Source organism: Bradyrhizobium sp. USDA 4506 (genome assembly GCF_054058795.1).
The window spans coordinates 1,931,398-1,958,064 of the sequence record NZ_JBSSBM010000002.1 but is presented as its reverse complement, the minus strand read 5'-3'; the positions used below and the strand labels follow the sequence as shown (position 1 = coordinate 1,958,064).

At 57.0% G+C, this 26,667-nt stretch carries 18 protein-coding genes; 6 read left to right on the top strand and 12 right to left on the bottom strand.

Annotated features, from left to right (window positions below):
* Positions 1 to 48 precede the first annotated feature (48 nt).
* The 8 genes from ACVIHF_RS11290 to ACVIHF_RS11255 form a co-directional block, all read right to left on the bottom strand.
* Positions 49 to 3,726 (bottom strand): DEAD/DEAH box helicase, encoded by a 3,678-nt coding sequence (locus ACVIHF_RS11290; RefSeq protein ID WP_456792075.1) that lies wholly within the window; start codon positions 3,724 to 3,726, stop codon positions 49 to 51.
* A 237-nt stretch (positions 3,727 to 3,963) separates the two neighbouring features.
* On the bottom strand, positions 3,964 to 7,377 hold the full coding sequence (locus tag ACVIHF_RS11285) for a TM0106 family RecB-like putative nuclease (RefSeq protein ID WP_456792074.1): 3,414 nt from the start codon (positions 7,375 to 7,377) through the stop codon (positions 3,964 to 3,966).
* Between the two features lie 90 nt (positions 7,378 to 7,467).
* On the bottom strand, positions 7,468 to 10,353 hold the full coding sequence (locus ACVIHF_RS11280; protein WP_456792073.1) for a Z1 domain-containing protein: 2,886 nt from the start codon (positions 10,351 to 10,353) through the stop codon (positions 7,468 to 7,470).
* A gap of 17 nt (positions 10,354 to 10,370) precedes the next feature.
* Positions 10,371 to 11,354, bottom strand: coding sequence for a PD-(D/E)XK motif protein (locus ACVIHF_RS11275; protein WP_456792072.1), 984 nt, complete (start codon positions 11,352 to 11,354; stop codon positions 10,371 to 10,373).
* Complete coding sequence (locus ACVIHF_RS11270; RefSeq protein WP_456792071.1) at positions 11,351 to 12,841, bottom strand: ATP-binding protein; 1,491 nt, start codon at positions 12,839 to 12,841, stop codon at positions 11,351 to 11,353. Before ACVIHF_RS11270 ends, ACVIHF_RS11275 begins: the two co-directional genes overlap by 4 nt.
* Positions 12,842 to 12,876: 35 nt before the next feature.
* Positions 12,877 to 13,623, bottom strand: a complete 747-nt coding sequence (locus ACVIHF_RS11265; RefSeq protein ID WP_456792070.1) for a DUF6339 family protein — start codon at positions 13,621 to 13,623, stop codon at positions 12,877 to 12,879.
* Positions 13,624 to 14,454 (bottom strand): hypothetical protein, encoded by an 831-nt coding sequence (locus ACVIHF_RS11260; protein ID WP_038966900.1) that lies wholly within the window; start codon positions 14,452 to 14,454, stop codon positions 13,624 to 13,626.
* Positions 14,451 to 16,370 carry a hypothetical protein gene (locus tag ACVIHF_RS11255; RefSeq protein WP_456792069.1) on the bottom strand — a complete coding sequence of 640 codons (1,920 nt, stop codon included), beginning with the start codon at positions 16,368 to 16,370 and terminating at the stop codon, positions 14,451 to 14,453. The genes ACVIHF_RS11260 and ACVIHF_RS11255 overlap by 4 nt, the downstream gene beginning before the upstream one ends.
* 500 nt (positions 16,371 to 16,870) lie before the next feature.
* Between ACVIHF_RS11255 and dcm the strand changes: the two genes are divergently transcribed.
* Genes dcm through ACVIHF_RS11240 form a run of 3 tightly spaced genes read left to right on the top strand, consistent with a single transcriptional unit; the run spans position 16,871 to position 19,752 of the window.
* Positions 16,871 to 18,091, top strand: coding sequence for a DNA (cytosine-5-)-methyltransferase (gene dcm / locus ACVIHF_RS11250; protein WP_456792068.1), 1,221 nt, complete (start codon positions 16,871 to 16,873; stop codon positions 18,089 to 18,091).
* Positions 18,084 to 18,533 carry a very short patch repair endonuclease gene (locus tag ACVIHF_RS11245; RefSeq protein WP_456792067.1) on the top strand — a complete coding sequence of 150 codons (450 nt, stop codon included), beginning with the start codon at positions 18,084 to 18,086 and terminating at the stop codon, positions 18,531 to 18,533. Before dcm ends, ACVIHF_RS11245 begins: the two co-directional genes overlap by 8 nt.
* Before the next feature lies 1 nt (position 18,534).
* A complete protein-coding gene (locus tag ACVIHF_RS11240) occupies positions 18,535 to 19,752 on the top strand; it encodes a type II restriction endonuclease (RefSeq protein ID WP_456792065.1) in 1,218 nt (405 codons plus the stop codon).
* On the opposite strand, the gene ACVIHF_RS11235 is transcribed toward ACVIHF_RS11240, so the two are convergent.
* The 4 genes from ACVIHF_RS11235 to ACVIHF_RS11220 form a co-directional block, all read right to left on the bottom strand.
* Positions 19,739 to 20,734 carry an HNH endonuclease gene (locus ACVIHF_RS11235; protein ID WP_456792064.1) on the bottom strand — a complete coding sequence of 332 codons (996 nt, stop codon included), beginning with the start codon at positions 20,732 to 20,734 and terminating at the stop codon, positions 19,739 to 19,741. The genes ACVIHF_RS11240 and ACVIHF_RS11235 overlap by 14 nt on opposite strands.
* A gap of 192 nt (positions 20,735 to 20,926) precedes the next feature.
* Positions 20,927 to 21,517, bottom strand: a complete 591-nt coding sequence (locus ACVIHF_RS11230) for a Cap15 family cyclic dinucleotide receptor domain-containing protein (RefSeq protein ID WP_456792063.1) — start codon at positions 21,515 to 21,517, stop codon at positions 20,927 to 20,929.
* Positions 21,514 to 21,969 carry a hypothetical protein gene (locus ACVIHF_RS11225; protein WP_456792062.1) on the bottom strand — a complete coding sequence of 152 codons (456 nt, stop codon included), beginning with the start codon at positions 21,967 to 21,969 and terminating at the stop codon, positions 21,514 to 21,516. Before ACVIHF_RS11225 ends, ACVIHF_RS11230 begins: the two co-directional genes overlap by 4 nt.
* 30 nt (positions 21,970 to 21,999) lie before the next feature.
* Positions 22,000 to 23,166, bottom strand: a complete 1,167-nt coding sequence (locus tag ACVIHF_RS11220) for a CBASS cGAMP-activated phospholipase (protein ID WP_456792061.1) — start codon at positions 23,164 to 23,166, stop codon at positions 22,000 to 22,002.
* On the opposite strand from ACVIHF_RS11220, the gene ACVIHF_RS11215 reads away from it, so the two are divergent.
* Genes ACVIHF_RS11215 through ACVIHF_RS11205 form a run of 3 tightly spaced genes read left to right on the top strand, consistent with a single transcriptional unit; the run spans position 23,140 to position 26,445 of the window.
* Positions 23,140 to 24,303, top strand: a complete 1,164-nt coding sequence (locus tag ACVIHF_RS11215) for a CBASS cGAMP synthase (RefSeq protein ID WP_456792060.1) — start codon at positions 23,140 to 23,142, stop codon at positions 24,301 to 24,303. The two genes, ACVIHF_RS11220 and ACVIHF_RS11215, sit on opposite strands and share 27 nt — an antisense overlap.
* Positions 24,296 to 25,984 carry a ThiF family adenylyltransferase gene (locus ACVIHF_RS11210; RefSeq protein WP_456792059.1) on the top strand — a complete coding sequence of 563 codons (1,689 nt, stop codon included), beginning with the start codon at positions 24,296 to 24,298 and terminating at the stop codon, positions 25,982 to 25,984. The genes ACVIHF_RS11215 and ACVIHF_RS11210 overlap by 8 nt, the downstream gene beginning before the upstream one ends.
* Positions 25,954 to 26,445 carry a Mov34/MPN/PAD-1 family protein gene (locus ACVIHF_RS11205; protein ID WP_456792058.1) on the top strand — a complete coding sequence of 164 codons (492 nt, stop codon included), beginning with the start codon at positions 25,954 to 25,956 and terminating at the stop codon, positions 26,443 to 26,445. Before ACVIHF_RS11210 ends, ACVIHF_RS11205 begins: the two co-directional genes overlap by 31 nt.
* Positions 26,446 to 26,667: the final 222 nt, after the last annotated feature.

The window sequence follows — 26,667 nt, the reverse complement described above, 5'->3', positions numbered from 1 at the left end:
AAACGGCTGTAAACTCAAATTACAAGACTACCTCTGCCCGAAGCTGCGTTAGCGGAATCCGCCACGTCCGTCTCGCTTCACGATCGCAATATTGCCAAGGATCGCGTTGTCTTTAAACGAGTACAGCATCGCCGCATGTTGGGTTCTAAGCCCGAGTAAGGATTTAACCTCGACGGCCAGAGCGAGTTTTTGCCCATCAGGCGAGAGTTGCCCGGACTCAATCTGACACCTCTTCGTGTTTACGGCTGACGATACCGAAGGAAGGATGGCATCCCAACGATCTTGCACATCACCGGCGCGGCGCCTGCCGGCAAGAAGCTCCTCAACAGGCTGGAGACGGCGCGAATCGTCTGACAGATATTGAAAATGAACGGAGAGCCCCAACAGGGCGCATGACTTGAGATCATCCGGGTGGGTGGCGGCCCCACTCCATTGACAACGCTTTGCTTCAATCGGAGCGCAGAACTTTCCGTAAGCCGATCGTATACCCTCCTCTTCCAGGAAAACGGCATCAGACAGGCTGCTTGCGACCAAATTCTCGGCCAAGACCCGCTTGCCGCTCACCGACGATGTCCGAAGCTCGCCGGGAAGCACACGCTTGCCCGTTACCGCGCAGGGCTGAAGAACATCTGGAGCAACGATCTTCCCGGTCTTTGCGCATCGTTCCGCCTCACGCGGCAGCAAGGTGCGTTTGGTTTCCTGGCAGCGAACGAATTCTCGGGCGTGTCCACGCTTGCCGGAGACGACTGAGGATGCCTCTTGATCAAGCCGATATAGCTTGTCTGAAACCTCGCTTTTGCCAAGTTGCTCCGAGAGCACATCAGTCTTTGTAAAAGCGCATTGCCCAAAATGGGCCGGCTCACCTATCTTGCCGGTGATGGCGCAGGTTTTTAACAATGTCCGGTCGACGACTGCATTCGTGATATCGGACATGCCACCCTCGTCGACGAGGATAGATTTCCCGGAAAGCGAACAGCGAAGGAGGTGCTCAGGCAATCCATAACGTCCACTCACCTCCGAGCGCGCCAACCGGTGCTTTAGCGCGCGCACGCCCGACAGTTCACAAGCGGCGAGACAGTCGGCAGGCACCTCTAAACGCGTCAGCGCGCACGGCGCTAGCGCGGGCGCAGTGTCGATCCGACCGTCGGAAGGCGTGATAGTCAGGTCACTCTCATATGAAGCCCCATCGAGCTGGTACCTTACCTTAAGATTTATCCGCCGGCTCACCCGACCATCCAGGGCGACAAGTGCAGTATCAATCTGAGGCGTGAATTCATCTTCCAACTTCTTTCGCTTGCGAGCATCTTTGCCAGCCGACCTCAGTTCGGCGTCGCGTCGCTCGAGATAGAACCGATTAAATTCAACTATGTTCGGATCGCGGCAGGCTTCATCCAGGATAAGCCTTGAGTTGAGACCGGCGGCCGCGGGTTGCTGAAGTAGATCCGGCATAGCGTCCAGCGCAGCGGCAGGTTGGGTGTGCTCAACGGGATTGCAGGTGATTGTCACGATGCGCTCGTAACTGTCATGAGCCGTCGTCGCGCGTATACGGGCAACGGCGTTGCCTTCAAACCGGCGCTGGGCGCTTTGTATTGTCACCTCAGAGTTTGTTCCCTTAAAGCCCGACACCCACTCGTTGACAAGTTCGTCTATCCGCTGCCTCGGTTCATGATCGATATCCTGAACTGCGTGAAGACCGGAAGCCGTGACGCGATCGATGAGGCGCAGGAAGGCGGGACTACCTGGCCTATAGAGCGGCACCTTTGCGTAATCTGAACCAGCATCCTCCTTGAGGCGCACGAGTTCGGGTCCACCTTTGCTCGCGACGCGCAAGACACCGGGGGCGATATCGCTGATGGCTCCGCCGAGTCTCTTAAAGGCCGCCCGTACGAAAGGCTCAAGCTCCATGGAAGGTTTGATCTTTTCGAGCGTCGGAGTCTGGGGGCCGACATAGCCGTAGCCATCCGGCGAGCCCAACGTTTGCTCGATATTTTCTTTTTCTTCTTCGAGGGTCTTCTTTGCAGCTTCGATGCTGCGGGCGATCCTCTCGGCAGCAGCCTTCATATCGCGCCCGGCAAGCGCTGCAACTACAAGCTCGCGTATTTTCTCGTCGAACCCAGCGCCCTCTTCACCGTCGCCGACGCCAGAGGCTTCAAGCAGAGATTCGATATCACCAATGGCATCTGTTGCCATCTGCAGCTTCATCATTAGTCGGCCGACGATATATTCCTCAAATGTGCCGGCGAGCATGACGTTATAGATGATCACGTTCTTATGCTGAGAGCCGAGGCGTTGGACTCGACCGATTCGCTGCTCGACAATCATTGGATTCCAGGGCAGATCGAAATTGATCAGCACGTTGGCAATCTGAAGATTGACGCCTTCCGAACCAGCTTCAGTTGAGACGATGGCACGAATTTCAGGAGGATCGGACCGGAATCGAGCGATGGTTTCCTGATTTCGTTGACCGGACGATCCGTTGATGATGCCGACCTTCAGGCCGAGCTCCTCTAGAAACGCTTGAATCGTGGTCTGAGTTTCGCGCCTTCCAGTAAACACGACCATACGCCAGCCGGTGGGATTTTCCTGCTTGAGCATGGAAACGAGTTGGCGAAGCCCTTCGAGCTTCGCGCTCGTCTTCATGGGGGTGACGATGGCCTTGACAGTCGCCGCAAGTTCCTGCGGCACCGTCTCGTTGCGGGCCATGGTCTGAAGCTGCGCCATAAGTGCATGCGGACTGCTCGTCAGTGCCTGGAGAATGCTTATCTGTGCGAGCCGGTTTAGCTTCTGGATCGGCTCGGCAATAGCATCGATAAGGGCAAGCTCATCAGCGGACGGTGCGACCTTGTGCAACTGAATCTTGCGTTCGGGAAAATCCAGATTGGCATCGCCCCGCCGTACGCGCGACATATAGCCATAGACGATCCTTCGAAACTCCTCCCGCGCTTCGGGTTTCAGGACGCGCGCACTATCGCGCTTGTCGTCGATGAAACGGCGGGCGAACATGCCTTCGTTACCGAAGGGGTTTTCGTGACCGCGCGCAACGGTGAGCAAATCGACCAGGGAATAGAGGTCCCAGAGCCGGTTCTGGATCGGCGTGGCGGTCAGCATCAACACATAGCGAAAGCGGCGCTGCTGAAGAGCTCGATGAAAGACTTTTGCGACCTGCGGCGTGGGATCGACACCGTAGAGATTGCGAAGCTTATGGGCTTCGTCCAACACCAGCATGTCGAAGCGGTCGTCTGGAATCTTTTCCAGATGCGACCGCGCCGAATGATAGGTCGTGATGACGGCCCCTACGTCGTCAGGTTCAGCGGAAACAAGCTTGCTTCCGGTGACAACCTCAGCGGGGATATCGAACTTCGTCCCAAGCTCGTCCTTCCACTGAGGGCCGAGCAATTTGGGAGCGACAATCAGGATCCTGGCAACGCGGTTTCGGGCGATAAGCTCGCTCGCAACGAGCCCCGCCGATATGGTTTTGCCGAGACCGACGTCGTCCGCGAGCAGGGTAACCGGGAGTCGCCTGCAAAAGGTAATGAGGTTTTGGACTTGGTGGTGGAAGGGATCGAGGCGTTCCTTCCAGCGGAATTCCGATTTGAAATCGTCTCGGCTTTCAATGACGATCGGGTCGGTCAGCCCCCATTCGAGTGCAGCCCGATAGACGGAATAGTCTTCTGGCGACTTCGCGCGCCGCAAAATCCTGGTCTGTAATCCCTCCGCCGACGCCATGGCACCCGCCCCCTTTTGCAACCAGAGTGACGCCAGGCTTGAACCATCGCAAGCCCTTCTTTCGCTAAATCTCCCAAAGACTTAAGTGTGTACCCCGTACAGACACCCCGCGGACCCGCACAAGGTCGGGCGCAGGGGCGAACGCAATGTTGTAGACCGGCGCTTAAAGCCCCTTCCGCACGTCGGCGTTGATTTCGATCGTACGGATAGACCGGATCGCACATCCAATTGTCCCGACTACAGCGTGATCGTCTGCGCCAGTTCAAGGTAACGACAGAACGCATTTGCCAGTTGCATCTGGCGCGGCGTTTTGCATTCAGCCTCAAAGATAGCTGGAGACGCAATCATGATCGCGAGACATTTCGCGCGGGAAATCGCAACGTTCAGGCGATTGGCGCTGTAGAGAAATTCCATTCCGCGCGGCGCATCAGCGTACGATGATGTCGCTAGAGAATAAATCGCGATGGCGGCCTCTTGCCCCTGGAATTTATCGACAGTGCCGACGTGCGCGCCGGGAATGCGCTGCTGAATTTCAAAAACCTGCGCGTTATAGGGAGCGATGATAATAATGTCAGAAAGCTCCAGCACTTTCGTTTTGCCGTCCCTGTCCGTCCACTGCGTTCCTGAAGACAGCAAAGAGGTCACGATTCGCGCAACCTCTTCGGCCTCTTCAATCGAACTGGACTGGTTGCCGGTGTGAGAAACCGGCACGTACCGCAACCCCGATCCGAGGAATACCCCGCTGGAAGTCACATTCTGCTGCGCGCATTTGGGTACCGCGTGCAGTTTGGTGTCGTAAAACAGCTCCGAATTAAAGGCGGTAATCGCCGGGTGCATCCGCCAAGTCTCTTCAAGAAAAAGCCCCTGATCAAGAACAATCGTCTGGCGACCGGCGAGGATGTGATGAAGCGCCGATACGCCGGTGCCGTCGGGATGCGATCCCTGCATGGGCTGCTCCAGCTGTTGGGGGTCGCCCAACAGAATAACCTCGGGAGCGGCCTGTGAAACGGCCAAGACGTTGGCTAGCGACATTTGCGCCGCTTCATCGACGAAGAGAACGTCCACACTTTTCGCCACATCCTCACGCGCCCAGAAGAATGACGTGCCGCCCAGGATAGCGATTTCGCGCGATCTAATCGCCGCAATAGCCTTAGGATTGTCGGGATAGACACCTACCTGATCTGTTTCAGAGTCCTTGTCCGAGCATCGATGCCCGGCCTTGACGGCCTGTCCCGCGGCCATTGCCACTTCGATCGCCTTGTCGATCAGATTGCGAATGACCTTGTGGCTGTTAGCGGTGACGCCGACGCGCTTGCCGTCTTTGAGCAGACGACAAATCATGTGCGCACCGGTGAACGACTTTCCGGTGCCGGGTGGCCCCTGGATCGGCAGGATACCGCCTGAAAGCGCAGGAGTGATCCGAAGTGCGCCCTCCAGAGTGCTTTCACTTTCGACGTGCAGCGGCTCGGCACCAAGCCGTGGCGGCAATCGAAGCAGAAGGTCACGTGCCGCCTGGTATTCACCCACACCCTCGATGCCATGATCAGCTACGTAGGTGCCGAGGCGCAGAAGCGATCCTTGTTGCTCTTTCGTGGGAATGTGCGTGTGCTCGAAAACGGCATCCGGATGGATATCCGTCGACTTTTTGGACTTCTTGATATCGATCGTGCGATCATCCTGTGAGATAGCGATAACTGACCCGAATTTCTCACCTCCCAGGACATGCAGGTCGGCTTCCTCGCGAATATCCGTGTCTTGCGAAGCAAATCTGTATCGATCTGTGGGAATGCCTTGTTTGCTTCGTTCGACCGTCCTCACGAATTCCAAGCTGCTAAGGCCCGCCTTTTCGTCAAGCAGGTCTTCGGCCGTCAGCGCCGCCAACCGGAAATACTCCCACCAGTTCGCTTTCTCTTCCCTCCGGTGCCAGTCGAGCGAATGCGCCAAAATGAAGCGACCATGCTGCTCCGGCGTACGTTCAACAGGGTCGATAGGAACATCGAGCGTCAGCCGCCCGATCAGCTCATTGATGCGCGCTTCATGCTCGGCAATATCGTCGCTTGGACCATTACTGCCCGGTTCTGGCCGATCAATCGCGGCGCCATCTGCAATCGTCTGCGCGCGCAACTGCTCCAACCAGTCCCGCAAGGTCGCCGTCGAATTACAGTCGTCCCGATTATACGCTGCCACGGCCTGGCGTGCCGTCTCATTGATCGACTGGGCGTCGTCCAGTTCCAGACCCGCCTGAATAGCTGCCAGCGCCACGTTTGCATCCTGGAGCGGCATCACGCGCGTAAACGCGTAAAAGGGTTCCAGCTTCTTGATCGAGTAGCTCTCGACACTTGCGCGGATTGCATTGCGCACAACGGCATAGAGATCCACCATAACTTTACCGCGCAGGAGATCATCCACCTCGGTCTGCCGCGTGGCATAGCGCCCCATAAGGCGCTTCAGGGCGCCGGGCTCGTAGGGCGCGTAGTGATAGACGTGCATCTGCGGGAACTCGACGCGCCTTGCAGTGACGAAGTCCATAAAGGTCTCAAAGATCGCCTTTTCGGACGCGCGGTCGAATGCCCACTGCGCTTCGTAATGGTCGCGGCCCACCGCGTCGCGATAGCAATAGCCGAACAAATATTCGAAACCGCCTTCGCCGATGAACGGGTCTCCCTCGATATCAAAGAAGACGTCGCCCGGAGACGGTGGAGGCAAAAGGTAAAGGCCCGTTCCAGGGATCATATCGAGCAGTTCGTAGCACAAAGTGCCTGTCTCGCGCCCTTCGACCTGAACACGCGCCTGCTCCCGTGCCTTGATGTAGCTGGTAACTGACCCCCGCTTCGGCTTCCATGGCAGAGGAACGGGCATTGTAGAAAGCGTCTTTGCTGTCGCGATACCATTGGTGCGCAGCTCATTCATCTGCAGCGTGGACACGTTGGCCACCAGACAGAGATGGTCATCTGCGCGCCTGCGCGCGTCGCATTGCGGCTGCCACCGACATACGTCACAATGGGTCTTCGGGTCGGGATAGACGGTGTCGGCAATGTCGGCGCCGCCTTTCACCGCCGTCTGGGTGGCGCGCTGCGCCTTGCGAAAAAACGCCATATAATCGGCAACACGGAATTGCTGCGGATGAAAGTCAGACCACGGCGCAACGACGTAGACGAACTCCGGCTCTACGCCCTGCATGGCAGCGAGAAGCTGCGCGTAGAGGCATAGCTGCAAGACGGTCCCGCCCTTGGTTTCGCGGGCAAGCTTGGTATCGATAATCTCGTAGGACCACTCCCCAAGGTCACTCGGTGCTTCCACTCGCCGCAGAATGTCAGCACGTCCCACCCAGCCTGCGTCGCGCAAAGCTGCCTGGACGATGATTGCATGCCCCGCCTGCATCGCTTCGCGCGTTTGGGTCACGGCATCATCCGTAATGTCGACGCCCTCAATCACGAACGGCTCAAACCCGTTCGCCCTCAGGTGACAGAGGAAGGCCTGTTCGTGTTTCCTGCCGCGCTCGCGCAATATATCCAGGAGCGGATCCCAGCGCGCAGGTTTAGGCAGCAAACCCTGTGCGACCTTAAGATCGACGCTTGTCAAATGCGCGCAATAGAGATTGCCCACGAGATCGTGGGCACTGAGCACTAAAGCGGTGCCGGCTTTTTGCATGATTCAGGCCCCTAAAAGCGCGAAGGCAATCGGACACCTGCCCGCGCTTGGCCACGCCGGCGCCGCAGCAGGTCCCCTCCGGCCTGCCTCTCACGAGACGCCCTCTTCAACGACAATCTCATCGCTGTGGCGCCGCACTGTAAATCCCGTGTCGTACGGCAATGAATTTGGAGAGAAGAAAAGCTCATAGCCCATCGACACCAGGTCAGTCTCATTTTCTCGAACCGGATAAAGGAGCAAAACCCCGGTGTGCGCCGACTGGAGAGCCTTGGTTGCTGAGTTCGGCGTCATGGGATTCTTGCTCTTGATTCCGGCAAGAAAGTCCGCGATGTCACGGTGTCGAGGTTCGCCGAAAACCTGAAAATGGTCACTCTTGCCGCGGCCACGATGCTTTACCGCCATCTGCCCAACACCATCAATCGAGACGGCTTTTCCAAATGACTTGCTCCGTTGCGGAGCAACAATCAGCCAGTTCGATATCTCATGCTTCTGCTTCGTCAGAAACTCTATTTGAAGATTAACATCCGCAGGTCTGTCGCTGTCGTCTTTGTATTCAGTCTCCACCCATCGGTAAGAATTCAGAAGCTGGATCAGCGACTCGTTCGACGACCTAAACACTAAGGCATCGGCTTCAAACTGCTTACCATCGGAAAGTGATCCGCCGAGGGCCATCTGTCCGAGCGCCTTTGCACTCTCAAGCAGAGCGGTAACCACATCGATATTCGCCTTCCGTCTTGCCGGCGTTTCCGGAGTCATCGTCAGCATCGACCGGCGACCACCGAAATTCTTGTTTTTGATCCTTGCGTTGAACATCTTGTTGCGCGCTGTAGGCGGAAGACTGCCGGAAATCGCAATCAGGGGCGGAATGTCCTTCGGGGTGATGCGAGCAGCTCCCTCAACGCGGATGTATCGTTTGATCTCTTCCCGGAAGCGCTCCTCCATCTGGCAAACGTCCTTGAAGAGAGCAACGAGATCCGTGTCGCCTTTCTTGCCTTCCTTGACACCGAGGAAAACCCGGACGAGATCCCGATAACCTGGCCGAAAGCCGAACCAACGCCCCATCTGCATCAACGTATCAGCGGTGTTGGAAACGCGACGATAGTAGCTGACTGTAAGCCCCTCGACTGTGTAACCCCGAGACAGCTTGTTTCCACCGATCAGTATTTTCCAGACCGGCCCGGCGCCGAAGTCCGGCGCATCGTCAGTGTCACTGTTAACGACACGGAATATACGGTTCCCCTCTTCGATCTGCCCAATCGCCTGTGCAAGATGCGGCCGAAGGTCGTCGAATGAAGCAGGAAGCGTCTCTCCATTTCCGACCGCCTGGCTTACCTTCCGGTGGTCTGCCTCCCACAAGTTCCCAAGCTCGCGCAGCCCCTTGGGGCTGTTGAAGGCACATTTCAGCCAGAGCTCCTCCACGCGGCTTGCCGTCGTCACGTGCGCACCCTTGCTCGTAGACGTATGCACCAGCATGGTGTGATGGCGGAAGTATTCGCTCTTATAGTGCTGCGGTTTCAGAGCGCGCCGAAACAGCTTGATTCCTCCAGCCAGCACGTAGCTACGTAGCGCTTTCTGGAGATCCTCATCGTCTTGATCAGGAGCAGACTCGACCCTGCGGATATATGCAATTTCGGGCTGCCCATAGTCATTTGGGTCCAGATCCTCGTAGGCAGATAACGGATCAAAAAAATCCGCCACGCCCATATATCCGGGCGGCCGATCCAGCGAGACGATGAAATCCTTCGGGTAAAGATCCTCGGGATCGTCAGGATCAACAAGCGCGTTGGCGTACGGTGTTGCCGTATAGCCAACATACTGTCCGCGCGGGAAAAGCTTGAGAAGCTCAACGATGCCTTGATTGGTAGGTGCCCGCTTCTTTCCAGTTGCGCGCGGATCAACGGTATTCAGACCGGCCTGGTCCGACTCATCATCTATGATGAGGACCGGCAGCTCCGCGAGCGCCGTACTCAATAGCGCAAGGTCCTTGATCAGGCCGGAAAGGATACCGGCGTGCTTTTTAATCACCAGAAGTTTGACAGGCAGAGTATGGAGATTTGACGGATCGTATAGCCGCGCGGCCTTGTTTCTCCGTTCGAATTCAAGATTGTCGATCGCTTGTTTCAGTCTTCGCAGATCAATATCAGGACGTGTCAGTCGCTGCCAGGCAAAGTGGCCAAGCTCGGCCGGATCGTTACCATGCTCAAGAAATTCATCCCAATCAGAGGGGGGCTGCTTTATATAGGTCTCATCGTTCTTGAGTAGCTCCTTGCCAAGTAGCTCCTTGTCCAGGCGCCGCTGCGTCTGATTTCGCAGGATGTTCCATGTGCCGGCGAGGACGATAATCAGCCGGTAACCAGCGTCGGCCGCGCGAGCCACGACACCGGCAAAGTTTGCAGTCTTCCCGCTCTGGACATAGCCCATCACCAGCCCGCGTGACGCGTATGCTTTCGACGATTCCGGGTTGCCAAGACATTCGACGATCGCGCGCGTGCTGTTGTCGATGGTCAGGATCGAGACGTCATTCCAGTGACGCTTCTCTTTCAGATACTGAACATATTTGCTCCAGTAATAGTCCCTGATGCCTGCCTTCGGCTCATACCAGTCCTGGTGCTTTTCAGAGACGATCAGCGGCTCTTCGAGGCTGTAGAACGGCAGCACCAAGTCGATGCGGCTCTCGTCCTCGGCGGTCGATTTGAGAATTTCATGAATGGCCTTCCGTCGGACCGCGCTATTTCGGGCGGTCTGTGTCCAGTCCACGTTCTTTGCGTTGTCCCATGAGCGCAGGAGATTCGAGAACCGGACGCGCGCCGGCTCGTTCGGGTTAGTAGAGAGTAGCAGGTCGAGCATCCTATCGAGGTCCGATGCTGAGGCACTCTCAAAATCCGGACCAGGCTTCTCGAGGTACGCCCGCAGGGGGCGAGGCCTCAGGCTCATGGCTCCCAGCGCGGTCTCGATCCGTGTATTGAAATCACTCATCGAATATCTCTACCCTGTCACAATGGAAGCCCCGACTCAAAGACGGAAGTGCCGTCCTCGTGTTCCAGGCCTTCGACATTTACGTCGTAGCTCAGCCCCTCAATTCGCGCAGCTGGCGGCCCCAGAACGGCCTGGATTCCAGGGCGGGTGATCGCGGGAAACGCGGCATCGACATGGACAATCGCAGTTGGTCGTCTGATCGCAAACGGACGCGAGTAGTGCACGCTATCTTCCGAGCGAAATTCGTAGCCCTTCAATGCAGCGTTGAACTGCTCCAGCCGGGCCACATCACCAGCGAGAAGACCAGTCAATTCCGCTACCTTCTGGGTCAATGAAAACCCACCCCCTTCGCCAGGAGGCCCGAGGACCGTTGAGACCAGACAGAGCTTGCATTCCTTGGACGGAACGAGCTGCTCAATGCCATTAATGGTATGGATCCGCTGCGCCGAAATGGTCGTTTTGACTTCGAATTCCAGATAGCCGAGGCGAAAATCGTGAGGCTCCGGCAACCACCCAATCCACCCATCGACGGCGCGCGTCCCGATCTTCCGGATCAGACGCTCAAGAAACAAGAGCTCCCCGATCAGTCCAATCTGCCTCTCAAGCGCGAGCAGCGGCTTTGTCTCCAGCAAATCAGCAAAACATCGCAGCTCGAGCGTAACCGCCTCAAGGGGAGGACGCTTCTCAACGATGATCCGTTCAGTCACGGCGACCGAAAAGTGATAGAACTGCCGGTATAGAGAGACAGTAGACGTCGCCACCTCGATGCAATTGCGACCGTTGTGGTTCACCTCCCTCAGCGTTACGGACGCCAGCCGGGACAATTCGGCAGGAACTTCGCTCCCAGATGGAGTCTCGACCCAAAGGCCAATTTTGTTTGTGACCCCGTCACCAAATACTTCAACGAGGGGCGTATCGGTTACGCGATGCACCCGTTGCTCGCCGGCGATCAGGACGGTGGATTTGAAGTTTTCCCAAGAGAGATATTTAGCCGCTGTCATTCAGGGCACCTTTCAAACCGAACTGCACGTACCAGTATTCGATTGATCTGCTCTAGCCGTTCACGCATTTTCGATCCCATCCGCTCAGACGAAAGTGCGTCTTCGAGCACCAGAAACAGCAGACACTTCAGCACAGGTAAATCCGCCGACGAACCGGCAAGGCCGTGCTGCAGCTGTTTTCGATAGGCCTGATTGATGTAAAGATTTCCTCCATCACGATCGATGTCAAAGAAGAGTCCGTTGTCCAGTTTTCTCCACCCGATCTTCAAGTCATGATGCTTCGTGGTCGCCTTTATCCTGAGCTCCTTGTGTAGAAAGGTAACCAGGGTCGCAGGGAGGCCGCCTGAAGGTATCAGCGGTAGTTCGGCATCAGTGACAGCCCGCTTTCGATACGCATCGTTTGCAAGTGATAAGTACTTCTTGAAGTCGATCCCGGTTGCGGTTTGCGCGCGAAGAAGTGACTTTGCCAGGTCAGGCGGAAGCTGAATCTCCATCTTCTTGACGTCGAGACTAACGTCTACATCCAGCTCGGCGGCGATATCGACTTCAAGGCGAGCGAGAGACGAATGCGGCTCCGCTTCGCGGAGGCCGTTCCAGCCACCTGCCTGGATCAGGCGGTTGTTCCTGTAGAAATAGAACCCTTGCCGGCTATTGGCTCCGCCGGGAAGCCGGTAGGCAGGAGTGGCCGAATTGGGCGGCCAGATGTGTGCCATCACCTTGATGCGGTCGCTGTAGGGACCGTCTACTGACATCCGGAGCGGAAATGCGGGATTGCCGCTGCGATCATATCCAAAGGGATCGAGTGGTTTGATCTGTACCGGCAGGCCCGCCGAGTCTGAGTGTTGGTCAAATACGTCGAGGGATATCGCTATTTTACGAGGCCGCCCGGAAAGAAAGCGATGAAAGGCAAGCGCAAGAAAGTTCTCGAGCCTCTTGAGAAGCTTTTGAGCGAACTCTTCGGCCGTGTCCTGATGCCGTCGCAGCCTGTACAAATTTGACCATCTGACAAGGGTTCCGGAGCGCTCCAGTGGATGCTCAGGTATCGCATCGTGGACTAGACGGACGCATTCTTCCTCGTCGAAAACCTTGCATACAAACCCCTGGGCGATGCCATGCTCGGGCCATTCCCGCCCCGAGATCTTTCCATCCTTGCGCGTGACTACCTGAACTTCACGCGCCTGGCTGAGGGAGGCAAGCTTCAGTCCGAGACCAAACTTGCCGAGACGGTTGATGTCGTTCGAAACATCCGCACCGAATCGCATTGCATCCCGAAGCGTGTCCGGATCCATACCGTGACCATCGTCCCAGACGAACAGGTCGAGTTGCCCGTCTTTTCTGATGTAGATCCGGACGAGAACGTTGGGTGCCCGCGCGTCTATCGAGTTATCGATTATATCGGCAACAGCGCTTTCGAACGTGTAGCCGATAGATCGCAACGCCACTTCGAGCTTGCGGTTGATCGGCGGAAGGAGCTCTTCTCTACTCATGCAAATTCGGGGTTCAGTCTGGAGTTGACTCGCAGTCAGGCCAGCGTGCGAGCGTGGGAAAGGCAATCCTTCAGGAAGAGATTGATCTCATCCGTATCGAGCACCTCGAAAACAATTCCGCCGCCGAGCCTGTTCAGTGATTTCATGAATATTCTGAAATTCTTCTCTGCGTCGGTAACCCACGGCTCTGATTTCATCAGGCCGAGAACTGCGGAAGCGATATTACGGCGGCTCGTCATCCAGATCCGCTCGACAAAATTGCTGCGAATGTCTGCGGTCTTCAGGATGAGAGACAGGGCTTCATCCGGATCATCGGGATTACAGGTGCGAGCGATCTGGTAATTCCACCACAGCCGCGAGAGTGCGTGGTCATCGCGAATCTTCGTTTGCCCGGATGCGAAGAAGTGGTCCTCGACTAGCTTCGGAACAGCCTCGTCCCCGGCCTGCCCTATCCAGCGTTCACGCGCATAGTCAAATGCCTCGATGTGCGACAGCCGTACCCAGATTCGTTGCTCGTTAGCGAGCGTAGGTGACAGGTTTGCCAGCGCTTTCCCGACAATGCGGGAATTTGCGAGATCTATTGCGGCAACAGTTCGTGGCGTGCTGTGGTCCAGCGTCCCCAGCATAACTTCGTCGTACTCAACGCCCAGACCGATATTCCAGCCGGGGTCATCTGCAAATTCCAGAAAGCCGTCTGCCTTGTATCGCGCAACATTGGAAATTACGGCACCCTTTAACTGTGCGAGGGCCGCGTCAGAAAGGTATTTGAGCTGGGCGACCATCTACATAGTCCCCACTACGGCTATGGACTTCCTGAGAGGTGCCCTCAAGAGCTTCTGGGCAATCATGAGCGGGGAGCCATTGCGGTCAGCGGGGTTGATGCCCAGATCATCGCACTTCGCCTTGAACACCCGATACCAGTTCATGCCCGTTGCAGCCGTGTCACCGCTCTGCAGCAGCGCAAGGACGTCCATGACCGCTGGCAAATAGACCGAGCTCAGCAGTATGCTTCGGCCGGCCGGCATATTTCGCATGTCCGCTAGGTCCTTGTGCGTCTTTGGTTCGGCAAGGATCGTGATCCGGTCACGCAACGGATCGACCTGAACCATTCCGGGCTCGATCCCCTCACCCACCGCCAGCTCGAAGATGCTTTCAAATGGCTTGAATTTTTTCTTGTCGATCGAGAAACGGAATTCAGGCCCAAGGGCGATAACCGCTCCCTTTGGAAGATTGACCGACGCGCCGAATTCCTTGTGAATAAGCGGGCTGCTGAAGTGATGTACAGGGGTCAGCGTCCATACTGCCGGTCGCAAAGTGACGGCGCCAAACAGCCTTGACCCGTCAAAATGCTTTTCACTGCGTCCCAGCGGAGCCGGCTGAAGAACATTGAAGTAGGTACGACGGCAAACGACGAAGTAACCGGTCGCAGCCTGCTGGTTCTCGATCAGCCTCCGCAGGTCCGTGGAATCAAGGCTCAGCTCCGCAGTAAGCTTAAGCTCACCCTCTCCGGTCATTTGTTGAACGAAGGAGCATTTGAATTCACCGGTGACATAATCGGATGAGAAATCGCTCAGGACGGGATGAGGATACCTCATGCTCTCGTTCAGCTTCATGAAGGCGCTCCGTCCGCAAGAGGCACTACCACGGCTGACGTCTCGATAGGGCCTGCGTATGAACTATCAAACTCGATATCAAGCGCAACCCGATCACCACGCTTGCAGGCAACCTCGATTTTTCCACCGTTCAGGGTGCCACCGGAAACCGCTGCCACTACGAGCTGGTCCGGATTACTGAGACCTGTCGCCTCCACCGACAGGTTCACCGAGCCTGTAACGGGTGACGTGAAAAAAAGCCTGCGCTTCTTGCCTGAAGTACCGTCAAGCAACAGGTTACGCTCGCCTTGCAGCTCAATGCTCCTCGCTTGCGGCTGCGGTCGGGGCGGCTTCGGACCGGAGTCAGAATCAGGACCCGGCTCGGAGCCAGGCTCTGGGGCCGGCTCTGGAGGCAACGGGCCTGGACCTGGAATCGGCGGATCGTCATCCTCGCTCACGGGACTTGCGGCCCGGCGGGGCTTTGGCGGCGATTTCTGGATCACCGTCGGCTTTAGTACGCGCGGGTCGGTTTCAGGGCCGGCATCGTCCCATTCACGGGCCGCGTCCGACGCAAAGAAATCGTTCAGCTCGTCGAGCTCCATGCTGCTGGTCGGCTCGGACTTCGCTAACTCCCGGATGCGCTGGCGTATCTGTTTAGCCAGCCGTTCAAAGGCCCGCTTTCCCTGCGCCCGGAGTTGAGGATCAGTGATCCGGTCTGCTGAAAGGTCGTCGTGGGCCGGATTCTCCAGGCGTTTGAACCACTCACTTTCAGTTATGCCGTCCGGCTCGATAACAACGGCGAATTCGCGGTGCAGAGGAAAGCGCTTGAAGGGCTCGTTGAACTTGGCAAGATTGTCCGTGATATACATGCCATTGCGGATAATTCCGATCGTATAGCCGAGCCCGTCCCTGAGGAGCACACGCATCTGCACCTTGCCGAGGCCCTGAACGTCCAGCATCGTCAGGGTGGTCTTTTCGTCGATCAAACATCCATGCAAGGTCCTAGCAGTCTCGAAGGCCACGCCCGCGTTCGTCAGCCTGACGGCTTCGATCACCTTCGGATTTTGGAAGAGGGATTGCAGTGTATTCCTGTTGATCTTGATAGTGCCGTTATCGATCTCGAATTCCATCTCCTGACGCTCGATAGCGCCGAAGAAGTTGATGATGATGGCTGCGGCCATTTCGTATTGCCAGTCAGCATCGTCGTCGCGCACGCAGGCCGAGAAGATCGACGTACCCTGAAGGTCGCGAAGCATCCACGCCGGGATCTCGGCCTGGTTGTCCAGTGGCAGATATCCGTCCAGCTTGCCCCAGTACCCCTTGCGCCTCCGTGCCTTCCCTTCCGCATCAGTATGAGAAATGAAGAGCGTCTTTCCCATGCAAAGCACGCAATCGGAGCCCTGGTCGTCGCGATAGCGCGTCGAGATAAATGCAGTCTGGATGTCAGAGACAGCGAGGGCAGCATTCTTGCCAATGCCAAAAGAGCCTCCGGAGCCGATATCCTCCTTGGCGCTCACGCTGTCTGACTTGGCGAGCGCATGAAATGGATATCCTTCCTCACAAGGACCACGAACGCCCGTTGTGTTGAAGTCAGCGATTCTCAGAACCCTGATTTGGGAGGCCTCAAGGGCACGTATCGCCTGCTCGAAGAATCCTTTCTCCTTCTCGTTCTTGGGCCGGTCAGCCTTCTTGAGGCACAGTCGTGCGGCCTGCCGATAGGCAGCGATTGAAGGAAAATCCTCGGAGCTCATCGAAAGGACGTCGAAGGTGAGACGCACCGGCCTGGTGTGGTCCCGTCTCGCATCCCTGCTGTTCTGGCCGGTTTCGCGAGCTACAGCTGTAAATGGCTTGTCTCTGAAATTCTCTACGCCGGGATCACTGAGACCTTCGGACTCACCGCCAGTATTCAAAAGAAACTCAAGTCCTATCCTGGGCAATCCTAATGCTCCCCCTGCTGTTGCTCGGTCAGCAATTCCTTTTTGGAAACAATAGGCTGGCTCAACGCCCGGTTGCAAGATGCCATTTCCCAGGCATTTCGTCGGGATCGACTCCGCACTGTGGATTTCGGTCTGCTTCTGATTCCGGCGCTACAAGTTGAAGCCGGATCGACCAATTGGTCGCCGCACGTGTTCACCCGTGGAAAGCGCGAACCATTTCCTTCAATCGGCCGGCACGCATGTGCGAGCAACGCGACCGGAGATGGCGAGGATAGTCTGGCCATGCAGGGCGGTGCCTGGGGCCAAGGACACCGCGCAGATGTTCGCGCGGCTTCTCGCCCTCCACCTCTAAGGGCCCTGCTCCTGTCACCAACCGATGCGCTGGTAATTTTCCTGTGCGCCACCCGCGCCATGAGAACAAATTAGGAACATTTTAATTGTTCGCTGGGAATCTTTGTGTCACGGTGAGACTCGATGACACAGATTCGGGGGGACAAACGGTGGCCGGTAAACTGACGCGATTCACGGCGTTACGCCAGCAGGCCGGCCTATCCTTCGATGAAGCCATTCATTTGATCGGTGTTTCCCGCAGCACCGGGTTCCGTTACCAGAACGGCAAGAATAGGCTCGAAGGCGCCGAGCTGAAGCTGTTGGAGCAGGCTGCCGCGGCCCGCGTAGCTGACGCTCCCGGCTGGTTCCGTTTCATCGACCTGTTCGCAGGCATCGGCGGCCTGAGAAAGGGCTTCGAGAGCATCGGCGGCCGCTGTGTTTTCACGTCCGAGTGGGACAAGAACAGCCAGAAGACCTACGCCAACAACTTCCCCGATAATCACCCGATCGCCGGTGACATCCGCGAGTTTTCAGAAAAGCCCGATCTCATCCCGGAGCACGACGTGCTGCTTGCGGGTTTCCCATGCCAGCCCTTCTCCATCGCCGGCGTGTCAAAGAAAAACGCACTCGGAAGGAAGCACGGCTTCCTTGACGAGACGCAGGGAACTCTGTTTTTCGACACAGCTCAGATCATCAGGCACCATGAGCCTTCGGCATTCGTGCTGGAGAACGTCAAGAACCTCGAACGCCATGATGGCGGCAAGACGTTCAAGACCATCATGAAAGTGCTGGAGGAGGAACTCGGCTATCACGTTCAGCACCGTGTCATCAGCTCGGAGCCGTGGGTGCCGCAGAAACGGCAGCGCATCTTCATCGTCGGCTTCAGAAACCCGACCACATTCGATTTCAAGGCGCTTCAGTTGCCTTCGGCCGAGAATGGACCGAAGCTCGGCAGCATTCTCGAGCCCGAGGTTGACCCGAAGTACACGCTGACCCGTCACCTGTGGAAGTACCTGCAGGACTACAAGAAGAAGCACAACGCCGCCGGCAATGGCTTCGGCTACAGTGTCTTCGGTCCCGACCAAGTGACACGCACCCTGTCGCAGCGCTATTACAAGGATGGTTCGGAGATCCTAGTGGAACAGAAAGGCAATCGCCCTCGCCGTCTCACTCCGCTCGAATGCGCACGCCTGATGGGCTTCGATCGGCCAGGCAAGCCGTTCATCCTGAAGGACGTATCCGACACCCAGCTCTATCGGCAGTTCGGCAATGCCGTCGTCGTGCCGGTTGTAGAGTTCGTGGCCAAGGCAGTGAAGCCGCATCTCGTCGAAGCCATCAAGCCCGAGCAGGACGCGCAGCGAGCGTTCGACTTGCGCGTCGCCAATGGCTGACGTCGTCTCTCCGGAGGTTCGCAGCCGGATGATGTCTGGCATCCGGGGAAAGAATACCAGGCCCGAGATCTTCTTGCGCAAAGGCCTTCACGCGGAGGGCTTTCGTTTTCGGATCCATGCGTCACTCCCCGGCAAGCCAGATATGGTCTTCCCCAAGTGGAATGCCGTGTTGTTCGTTCATGGCTGCTTCTGGCACGGCCATAACTGCCATTTGTTCAAGTGGCCATCCTCCCGCCCGGATTTCTGGCGGGCCAAGATCAGCGGCAATGTCACGCGCGACGAGGCAAACATCACGAAGTTGCTGGATGCCGGCTGGCGGGTCGGGATTGTCTGGGAATGCGCCCTAAAGGGGCGCACGCGCCTTGACTCTTCGCGCGCAATCGCGAGTTGTTCAAAATGGCTAACGTCCAGCAGAAAACGTTTTGAACTCGCCGGGGCATAGAATGCAGCGCGGGCTTCTGTCCGATTATTTCGAGGGCGTCGCTGTCAAACGCCTCAGCGCGGTCGAGGCAGATCCCAAGCGCTCGCGCCAGCACGAATTCCAGGGCGGGCATATCCGCAGACTGCTGGGCGATGACGACCGGCTGAAGATCCCTGCCCGGTTCATTTGGCTCAGCGACGAGCAGGAAGCGATCTCCGAAGACGGCGTTGTGAGCTGGTACGACTCCCGAAGAAAGCAGGTTCACAGGTCTGCGGAATACCGTCTCTACTACTATGAGAACGGCGTCACAGCGTTGATGGGCGAAGGCGACACGTTCTTCGTGGCGATGCGTCCCGACGGGACAGCGATGATCATCGTTACGCCTAAGGACAGCACGATCCAGAGCCAGCTCATTTATCTGTTTGGCCTCGAGCAGCAGCCTGACTTTACGTTCAAGGTGAAGGAGATCCCCGAGGACCAGTCATCCCGGCTGGATTTTGCGGCTCGGTACATCCTTGACGAGCTGGGGATCGATGCCGAGGAGCCGGAAGCGGACAAGCTCGACAGCATTCTAGAGCCCTTCGGCACTAAATTTCCCGCCACAGCCGACTTCTCGAAGTTGGCGCGGGACTCCTTGGCAAACGTGAATGCCAGTGACAACGCTGACGCCGTCCTAATGGCATGGATCGAACGTGAGGAGCTTCTGTTCCGACGGCTCGAGCGGCTGGTCGTGGCCGACCGTCTGCAAGCCGGATTCCTGACCGAGAAGGTCCCCGACGTAGACGGCTTCATCTCGTTTTCTCTCAGCGTTCAGAACCGGCGCAAATCGCGCGCCGGGAAATCGCTGGAACATCACGTCGCAGCGCTGTTCTCCGCTCGCAAGCTGAAATTCGAACGTGGTGTCGAGACTGAACTCCGCAACAAGCCTGACTTTCTCTTTCCTGGCCGCACTGCGTACCAAGATACAAACTTCAATGCCGAGAAGCTAACCATGCTGGGCTCGAAGTCGACCTGCAAGGACCGGTGGCGACAGGTCTTGTCGGAAGCACAACGAATTCCGCACAAGCACCTTATCACACTCGAGCCGGGCATATCCGAGAACCAGACCGACGAGATGCGTGCGAAGAACCTCCAGCTCGTGTTGCCAACTTCGCTGCACGCGACTTATCGTGAGAAACAGAGAACTTGGCTCATGAACGTCGAGGAGTTTGTCAGCCTTGTAACGATCAGGCAGACTTGACTGCTTTCTTTGCTTTTCTTGCCGTTTTGGCAGGAGCTTTCTTGTTCACCAGATTCTTCATGTGCCAGGCAAGCGCGTCCTCATGCGGGACCTTCGATCCATCCGACGGCTTGCGAAGTTCTTTCGTTGCAAATGCGGCCAAAGACGCGTTCTGGGTCAATTTGCCGACGTCATCCCTGACAAAGACCGCTCCGGAGGCGAGTACGCCCCACATCCCCTTGTCGAAGGCCCAATGGTGAGACCTGCACAGGGCCAGTCCATTGCGAGCGTCGTCCTGCCCGCGCCTGGCTCGAGGAACGATATGCGCGGCTTCAGTTTCCGACGCTCCGCTCGCTGTAACCAGTGCTTCCCCGCACAGCGCGCACCTTCCGCCATAGTAATCTGAAATTAGCCTCTTGAACGTGCTTGATCTCGCCAGCCGGCGCGTTCGGGATTCCTGGTATGGCGCCGCCGTATCAAAGAGATCGAATTTCTTCTTTTCCCGTTCCCGCTGCTCGCGCTCTGCATCTTCAAATTCCGTTTCCGTGGCCGGAGACAGGCCTTCGGTCGTTACAGCACCGGATCTCTGCCCACCAGCGATGGCATCGACACTCAGGAATTCAGGCGTGCCCTTCTTCAGAAGAGTCAGTCGGTACATGCTCCGGTCAGCCAGACTGCGCTCGATAACCAGAATGTCATCCTCAGCGGACAGCCTGTGGAGTGGCGCGATTCGCGTGATGCGATATTCGCCAGTTCTCTTGTTCCCTCTGGTCTGCATCTTGTAACTAGCAGCAACCGTCTCCAGCTCCTTCGATCCACTGACGAGGATCGCCGTGATTGGGAGGGTCGCGGATCCCTTCCCCACAGGTCGATTCAGTTTTGGAAAATAGGCGACGAGGTCTTCAGGGATCAGTGGTCCGCCCTGCTTTCCCTTCGCCTCCGCAGTATCGTTCTTGGCCAGCTTCTTGAAAACGGGCACATCGAACTCAGGTACTTCGTCCATTCGCAGCTCTCCAGCTGCTAACGGGCTACCTGATTCTCCAGCCGCCAGGTCACGACGGTACATTGGCCATTAGTTCAACGCAGAGCCCCGACCTCTCTGCCCGGTTGCTGCAATTGAATGGCATGGACGAGGGGCTTGTTACACCGTTTCGCCCTGCCCCCTACGAAGGGGTCGCATGACGTCAACGCTTGTTCAGCGGCTCAGATCGAAGTGCCCGACTCCCTGGCGGCTCGTGAAATAGTTTCCACTTAATCGGTTCGGGCCTGAGTTCGAAATCTTGAGGATAGCAGATCCCTCATATGATGAACCGGCGTCGGCCTTATTGTATTTCGGGATCACGCGGTAGACATAATAAAGGATAGGCCTGCCGGACTCCGGATCCTTTTTGGGCAGAGCAATCAGAGTTTCCGAGTCGGAGTCGCGAGAGAACACCTCCATGCTGATGCGAAGTAGATCCTGCTTGATCTGTGCTCTTGCTACGACGAAGCCGCTCCGTTCTGCATTCTGCCAATGAATGTTCATAATCCAGTCGCCGTTCAGATCGGGAAAGACAAGCCGATTGAGCTGGGGAAACATTGCCCAAATCCGCTTCCAGCCAACATAGATCAAGAACAGCAACAGGATATTCAACGTGGTCGCACCCGAGAACGCGACACCGACGCTCGACCAAACGGTCGGCTTGTCCCCCCATTGCCAGACCATCGCAAGGATCGCAGCAATGCAAGCAGCGTAGGATACCGCGATGATTGCGATAATGCGGGCAAGGGGAAGAACGCTGATCATTTGGTTTCCTCAAAGAAGACCTCGCGGCCCCGCTCAAAAATTGCGATCCCGAAATCCTCGCTAGCGATGCCTGACAGGCTTACGGCAGGAATGGACGACCCAAAGAGAGCAGCCAAATATCGTCCGCCAAATCGCTTGGAACGATCGATTACGGCATCGTGGGCAATTGGCGGCGAAAAATACTGCGCAACTCTGATCAGTTGCCATGAAGGGGAGATGATATGGAAGCCATCATGGTAAGCGCTGCCGCGTGAAGCAATCGCAATTAGCTGTCGTACAAGATCACCCTCTTCAATATTCGGCTCGGACTTCGAGAGAGGTACGATTGGCAATTTTTCGGGCGAACTACAAACGACGAGGCCGATGCCAGAGAAATCGTACGTTCGCCGCGCCATCACGTCGCGGAGGATGTCCCTTGTGCGCTCGATTCGAACCACCTGATCAGACCACATGAGATCTTTCGACGTTTGCTTTTGCCTACCTCACTGAAGCGCGCCCGGAAATTGAGGCGGATCAGGCACGTGCGACAGAAATTGTTGAAGCCCGGGATAGGCAGCCACCTTCTGAAAGCTACCCTCCGCCAGACCTAGTAACGTGCCTTGAGCGTTTTCATCAGCAACATCCAAGGCCAGATCCGCCTGCTGCTCTTCCGATTGGGTGGTATCGATCCGCAGGTAGCGGTCGCCAAGTTGGTGGCGAAGCATGTAGTCAACGAGTTGCTGCTGGGAAGAAACGATCGTTCTCAACAGCCGGCCTCGCATCATCCATTTAGCGCTGCCGAGATTGCGACCGAGGGCACGTTTGAGCGAAAAACCGGTCGATGTGGTCCCAATGCTCAGGATTGAGACCTGACACACATCTTGCTTCAAAAAGTGCGTTGCCTCATGTAGGGCGCATTGATCGGGCGCATTGGCCACGAGCCCACCGTCGGCATAGTGCGCATGGTCGACTTCGGCCAGCGGGAAATAGGTCGGCGCGGCGCTGGTTGCCATGACCACATCGACCAGTCGCCGGTTGGGGTCTATCGTAAAGTCTGGGTGATGACCCGTCTTGAACATCTGGACACTCCCCTTAGTCATATTGACCGCTGGGATGATGAGGCGGTGCTTACAGGCAGCCAGCGTCGTTTGATCGCCGATAATTTCCGACACAACGCTCCGCAACGCTCGGCCATCGTATTTCGGACCTAGCAATGATCGCCCCGCGTCGATCCAGCCGAACTTCGGCCGCGGCCGGCTCGAAAAGATGTCCCGACCTCGTTCAATGAAAAGGTCTCGCATCCGGGCAGCCGGCACATCCAGCGAAGCGCCCGCTGCGAGGATGCCACCAACCGATGTGCCGGCGATCAAATCAAAGCAGCTTCCAATGGGTCTGCCGGCCATGCCCTCGAGGCGGGCAAGGATCTCGGAGGTATATAGCCCCAGATAGCCACCCCCACTCAGAGCAAGTATCTGAAACAGCTTCTTTTTTGTGGATTCTGTTGCCAATTCGTTCTCCGATACCAAGAAAGGCGCTATTGTATAGCGGTAGCCATCGATTCGTGCCGCTGGATGCAAGCCGTCCCCGACGCCCGGATCGCCGAACGTCGGTGGCAAGCGACCTGCAAACAGAAAGGTACCACTGTGGCAAACGTCGATAAGCTGCTCCATGGCGCCCAGGGGGGCGTCGACCTCCTCGCCAAGCTCGAACTGTTGGCTGACGAACAGGGCAAACTACAGAAGGCCAAGCGAAAGATCCGCGACCATCTCAGGGCAGTGATCGCGACCGAGACGAAGCGTCAATTCGGAAGACAGATCATTCCGCGCTTCTTCACCCAAGGCAGCGAGGCTTACAAACTGCTTAACCGGCGGGCATGGATGCCGCCGCAGCAGATCGACGTGGACGACGGCCTCTATCTGCCGATGACGTTCGTCAAGGGCAATGGTCCCACCGAAGCAGCGATCCTTTATTTCGCCATTGTCGATGCCGCGCTGAAGGTGCTGATCGAACGCGAGAAGTGGAAGGGCTTCGAGGAAAAGGACACCTGCGCGCGGGTCATCATCGACGATTGCCTGCACGTTGACGTCCCCTTGTACGCCATACCGGATGACCAGTTTGGCAGGCTGACCAAAGCCGCAATGGATATGGCGATTGCCGATTCTGAAGACAACATCGACTTCATGAGTTCGCGGAAGATGCGGATCGAGAGTTGGGATCAGGTCGATTCCGATAAGGTCCTGCTCGCGCACCGCAAGGAGAACTGGAAGCCATCCGATCCGCGAAAGATTCACGACTGGTTTCTCAATGCCATCGACTTCTATGGCGAACTCTTGCGGCGCGAATGCCGGTACTTGAAGGCCTGGCGCGATCATCACAAGCTTGATCATGTCTCATCGATCATCCTGATGGCCTGCGCCTTTTACGCCTTCGAGGACGTTGGCCATCTGAGCGTCCCTCGCCGCGACGATCTCGCGCTCCTCGAAGTGACTTCGCGCCTTGCCGATATGTTCTCCGGTGAAATTCTCAATCCAGCCGAAACCACCGAAGTTCTCGGGTCATCCTGGACCCGCGAGCAACGTCAACAGGCCATCAAGGCTGCCAACGCGATGCACGAGCAGCTGGATGACGCGATCAACCATTGCTACCTGCCAGAGGTCGCCGTGGACCATCTGAAAGCCATTTTCGGCGAGCGAATTCCCAACCGTCCTGATCTCGTCAAGGCTCACGCGGCTGCGGCAGCGGCTGTAGTAGCTGCACCGGCCATCATCTCGCCGGCGCCGTCTGTGGGACGGTCAACCAGTGGATGAGCAGGAGGGCCTCCGAGCAATCGATGCCGCGCTGAGACAGGAGGGCTTCAAAAAGGATTGGAGCCAGAGCGCGCATCCATACTACGTTGGCCGGATCGACCGGCATGGTCTGGAGGCCGAGGTGTCGATCGAGGTGCCTGACCTTGATTTCGTCGATCCGCCGGTCATCAAACTGCTCTCGCGCGGCAAAGCGGAAGGTAAGCGAACGCCGCATTTGCTCGGGCCAGACAACATGGTGTGCTACGTCGCAAGAAATGCCATGGTGCTCGATCGATATGACCCCGCGGGGACCGTTCTGCAATGTCTGAAGCTGGCGGAGAAGGTTCTGGGCGATGGGCTTCGAGGCCGTTCCGATGTCGACTACGTCGACGAATTCAGCCAATACTGGGCTGCCGGCCCTTTAATCCTGGTGGATCTGCCAGAGGGTTTTCGAGGCGAGGGTGAGATATTCTTTGTTGGGCTGTCACGGACGGCCAACGACAAGCTAGTGCTGGCGCCGAAGGACGGTCTCGCCCCTTCCCTCAAGGCGCTCCATGCGGCTAACCGCGGTATCAAGGCTACTCCGGAAACTGCACCTTGCCGGATCGTGCGGGTAGATTTCGATCTGGGCGCAGATGGGGGCGGAGCCCTGCCCCGGAATCTTCGAGCCCTTGCCGCTTTTCTCGACCGGATTGGCATAGCAAGCGAATTGGAGCCCGCGCTGGGGCTGGGAACCGGTCTGACGCGTTGGATCGCGATCTGCGCACCCAATGCCATCTGTCTCGCGGAGATCAAAATCCCCAAACGCTTTGATCGCCCCGAATTCATGAAATCGCGGAAGTCGGCTCTGCCGAAGCTCCTGCTCGACCACACCGAGGATGTGGCGGTCGAACGCCATCTGGGTTCTCCAATCGATGAACGCTTTCTCTACCAGCGCAATCTTGGGGCTTTGCCGAGCCTCGCCGGAAAGAACATAGTTCTGATCGGTTGCGGGACCATCGGTGGCTTTCTCGCCTACAATCTCGCGCAAAGCGGTGCCGGGTCGCTGGGAGGATGTCTGAAGCTGATTGATTACGACAGATTATCGCCGGCCAATCTCGGGCGGCATATTCTCGGAATCTCGTTTTTGGGCCAGAACAAGGCTGACGGTTGTGCCGAGTACATTCGCGGACAGCTTCCGTATCTCGCAATCGAATGCCGCCCTCTGGACGCGACAGCGATCTTGAAGTCATTGTCGGGCGACCTGATCATCGACGCAACGGGTGAAGAACCGTTCTCGATTGCTTTGAACCATCATGCCGTGTCCCAGCGTCCAAACTTTCCTGCAGTGCTTCACGCTTGGATCGTCGGCAACGGCGGCTCGGCTCAGGTTTTACTTTGCGACGGACCGGAATACGGGTGCTTCAAATGCCTCAAGCCCAAACTAGCCGGCGAGCCGCGGCACCGGGTCATGCGTCCGGACGCCGATAACGAGTTACGGCGCAATCCAGCATGTGGGGATGGGCTCTACGCTCCATTCCCGGTCTCGGCATCGATGTCGGCAGCGGCCTTGGCGCTGGATCTTGTACTCGCATGGAGCAGCGGCGATCCAAGACATCGCTTCCGAACGCGCGTGCTAGATCCGGACCGCAGCTTCCAGATCAAGGACATGAACCTGACGCCAGCTTCAGAGTGTCCAGCTTGCCAAGCACGGGTTCAGTGATCTTCCGCGCCCGCCTGCGGCTCATAGTCGTCCACGAGCAGGTGACGAAGAGAATCGATAGCTACTTGCGCGCTCCCGAGAACGCGACAGAGGCTGGAGGGATCCTGATTGGTTGCTATAGAGGCCCCCATATCGAGATCACGGAATGTTCGGAACCTCTGCGGCGCGATCGCCGTGCAAGACTACGATTTGATCGAGACGATCCCGGGCATCAGACGCTCGCCAAGAAGCGATGGACCGAGAGTGGCCGCACCCACACATTTGTCGGTGAGTGGCATACGCATCCCGGTTTTTCGTCGGCGCCATCAGTGATCGATCTGAATACGTGGCGAGAGGTCACACGGAGTAACGTAGCCGGAAGCTCAGTCTTTCTCATAAGAGGCGAAGATGGCTGGTGGGCAAGTCTTGGCTCTCGAAGGGCCATCACCAGGATGTCGATAGTCCCTTCTGATGACGGATGAGTGCAGCTACGAAGGGCGTCGGCGAGAGGAAAGCGCAGCCGGTTTTGCGAGCGTTTAGAGAAGACTGCTGGCGACATTTTCGAAGGATTCTAATGCTGATAATCAGTCGTTCGTCGCGCAAGGACTCGCTAAAAGGTCTGGGGATTCCAGCTCAAATGTACGGGTTGTATGAAAATCGAGAGAAGAGAGAGAGAGAGAGAGAGAGAGAGAGAGAGAGAGCAA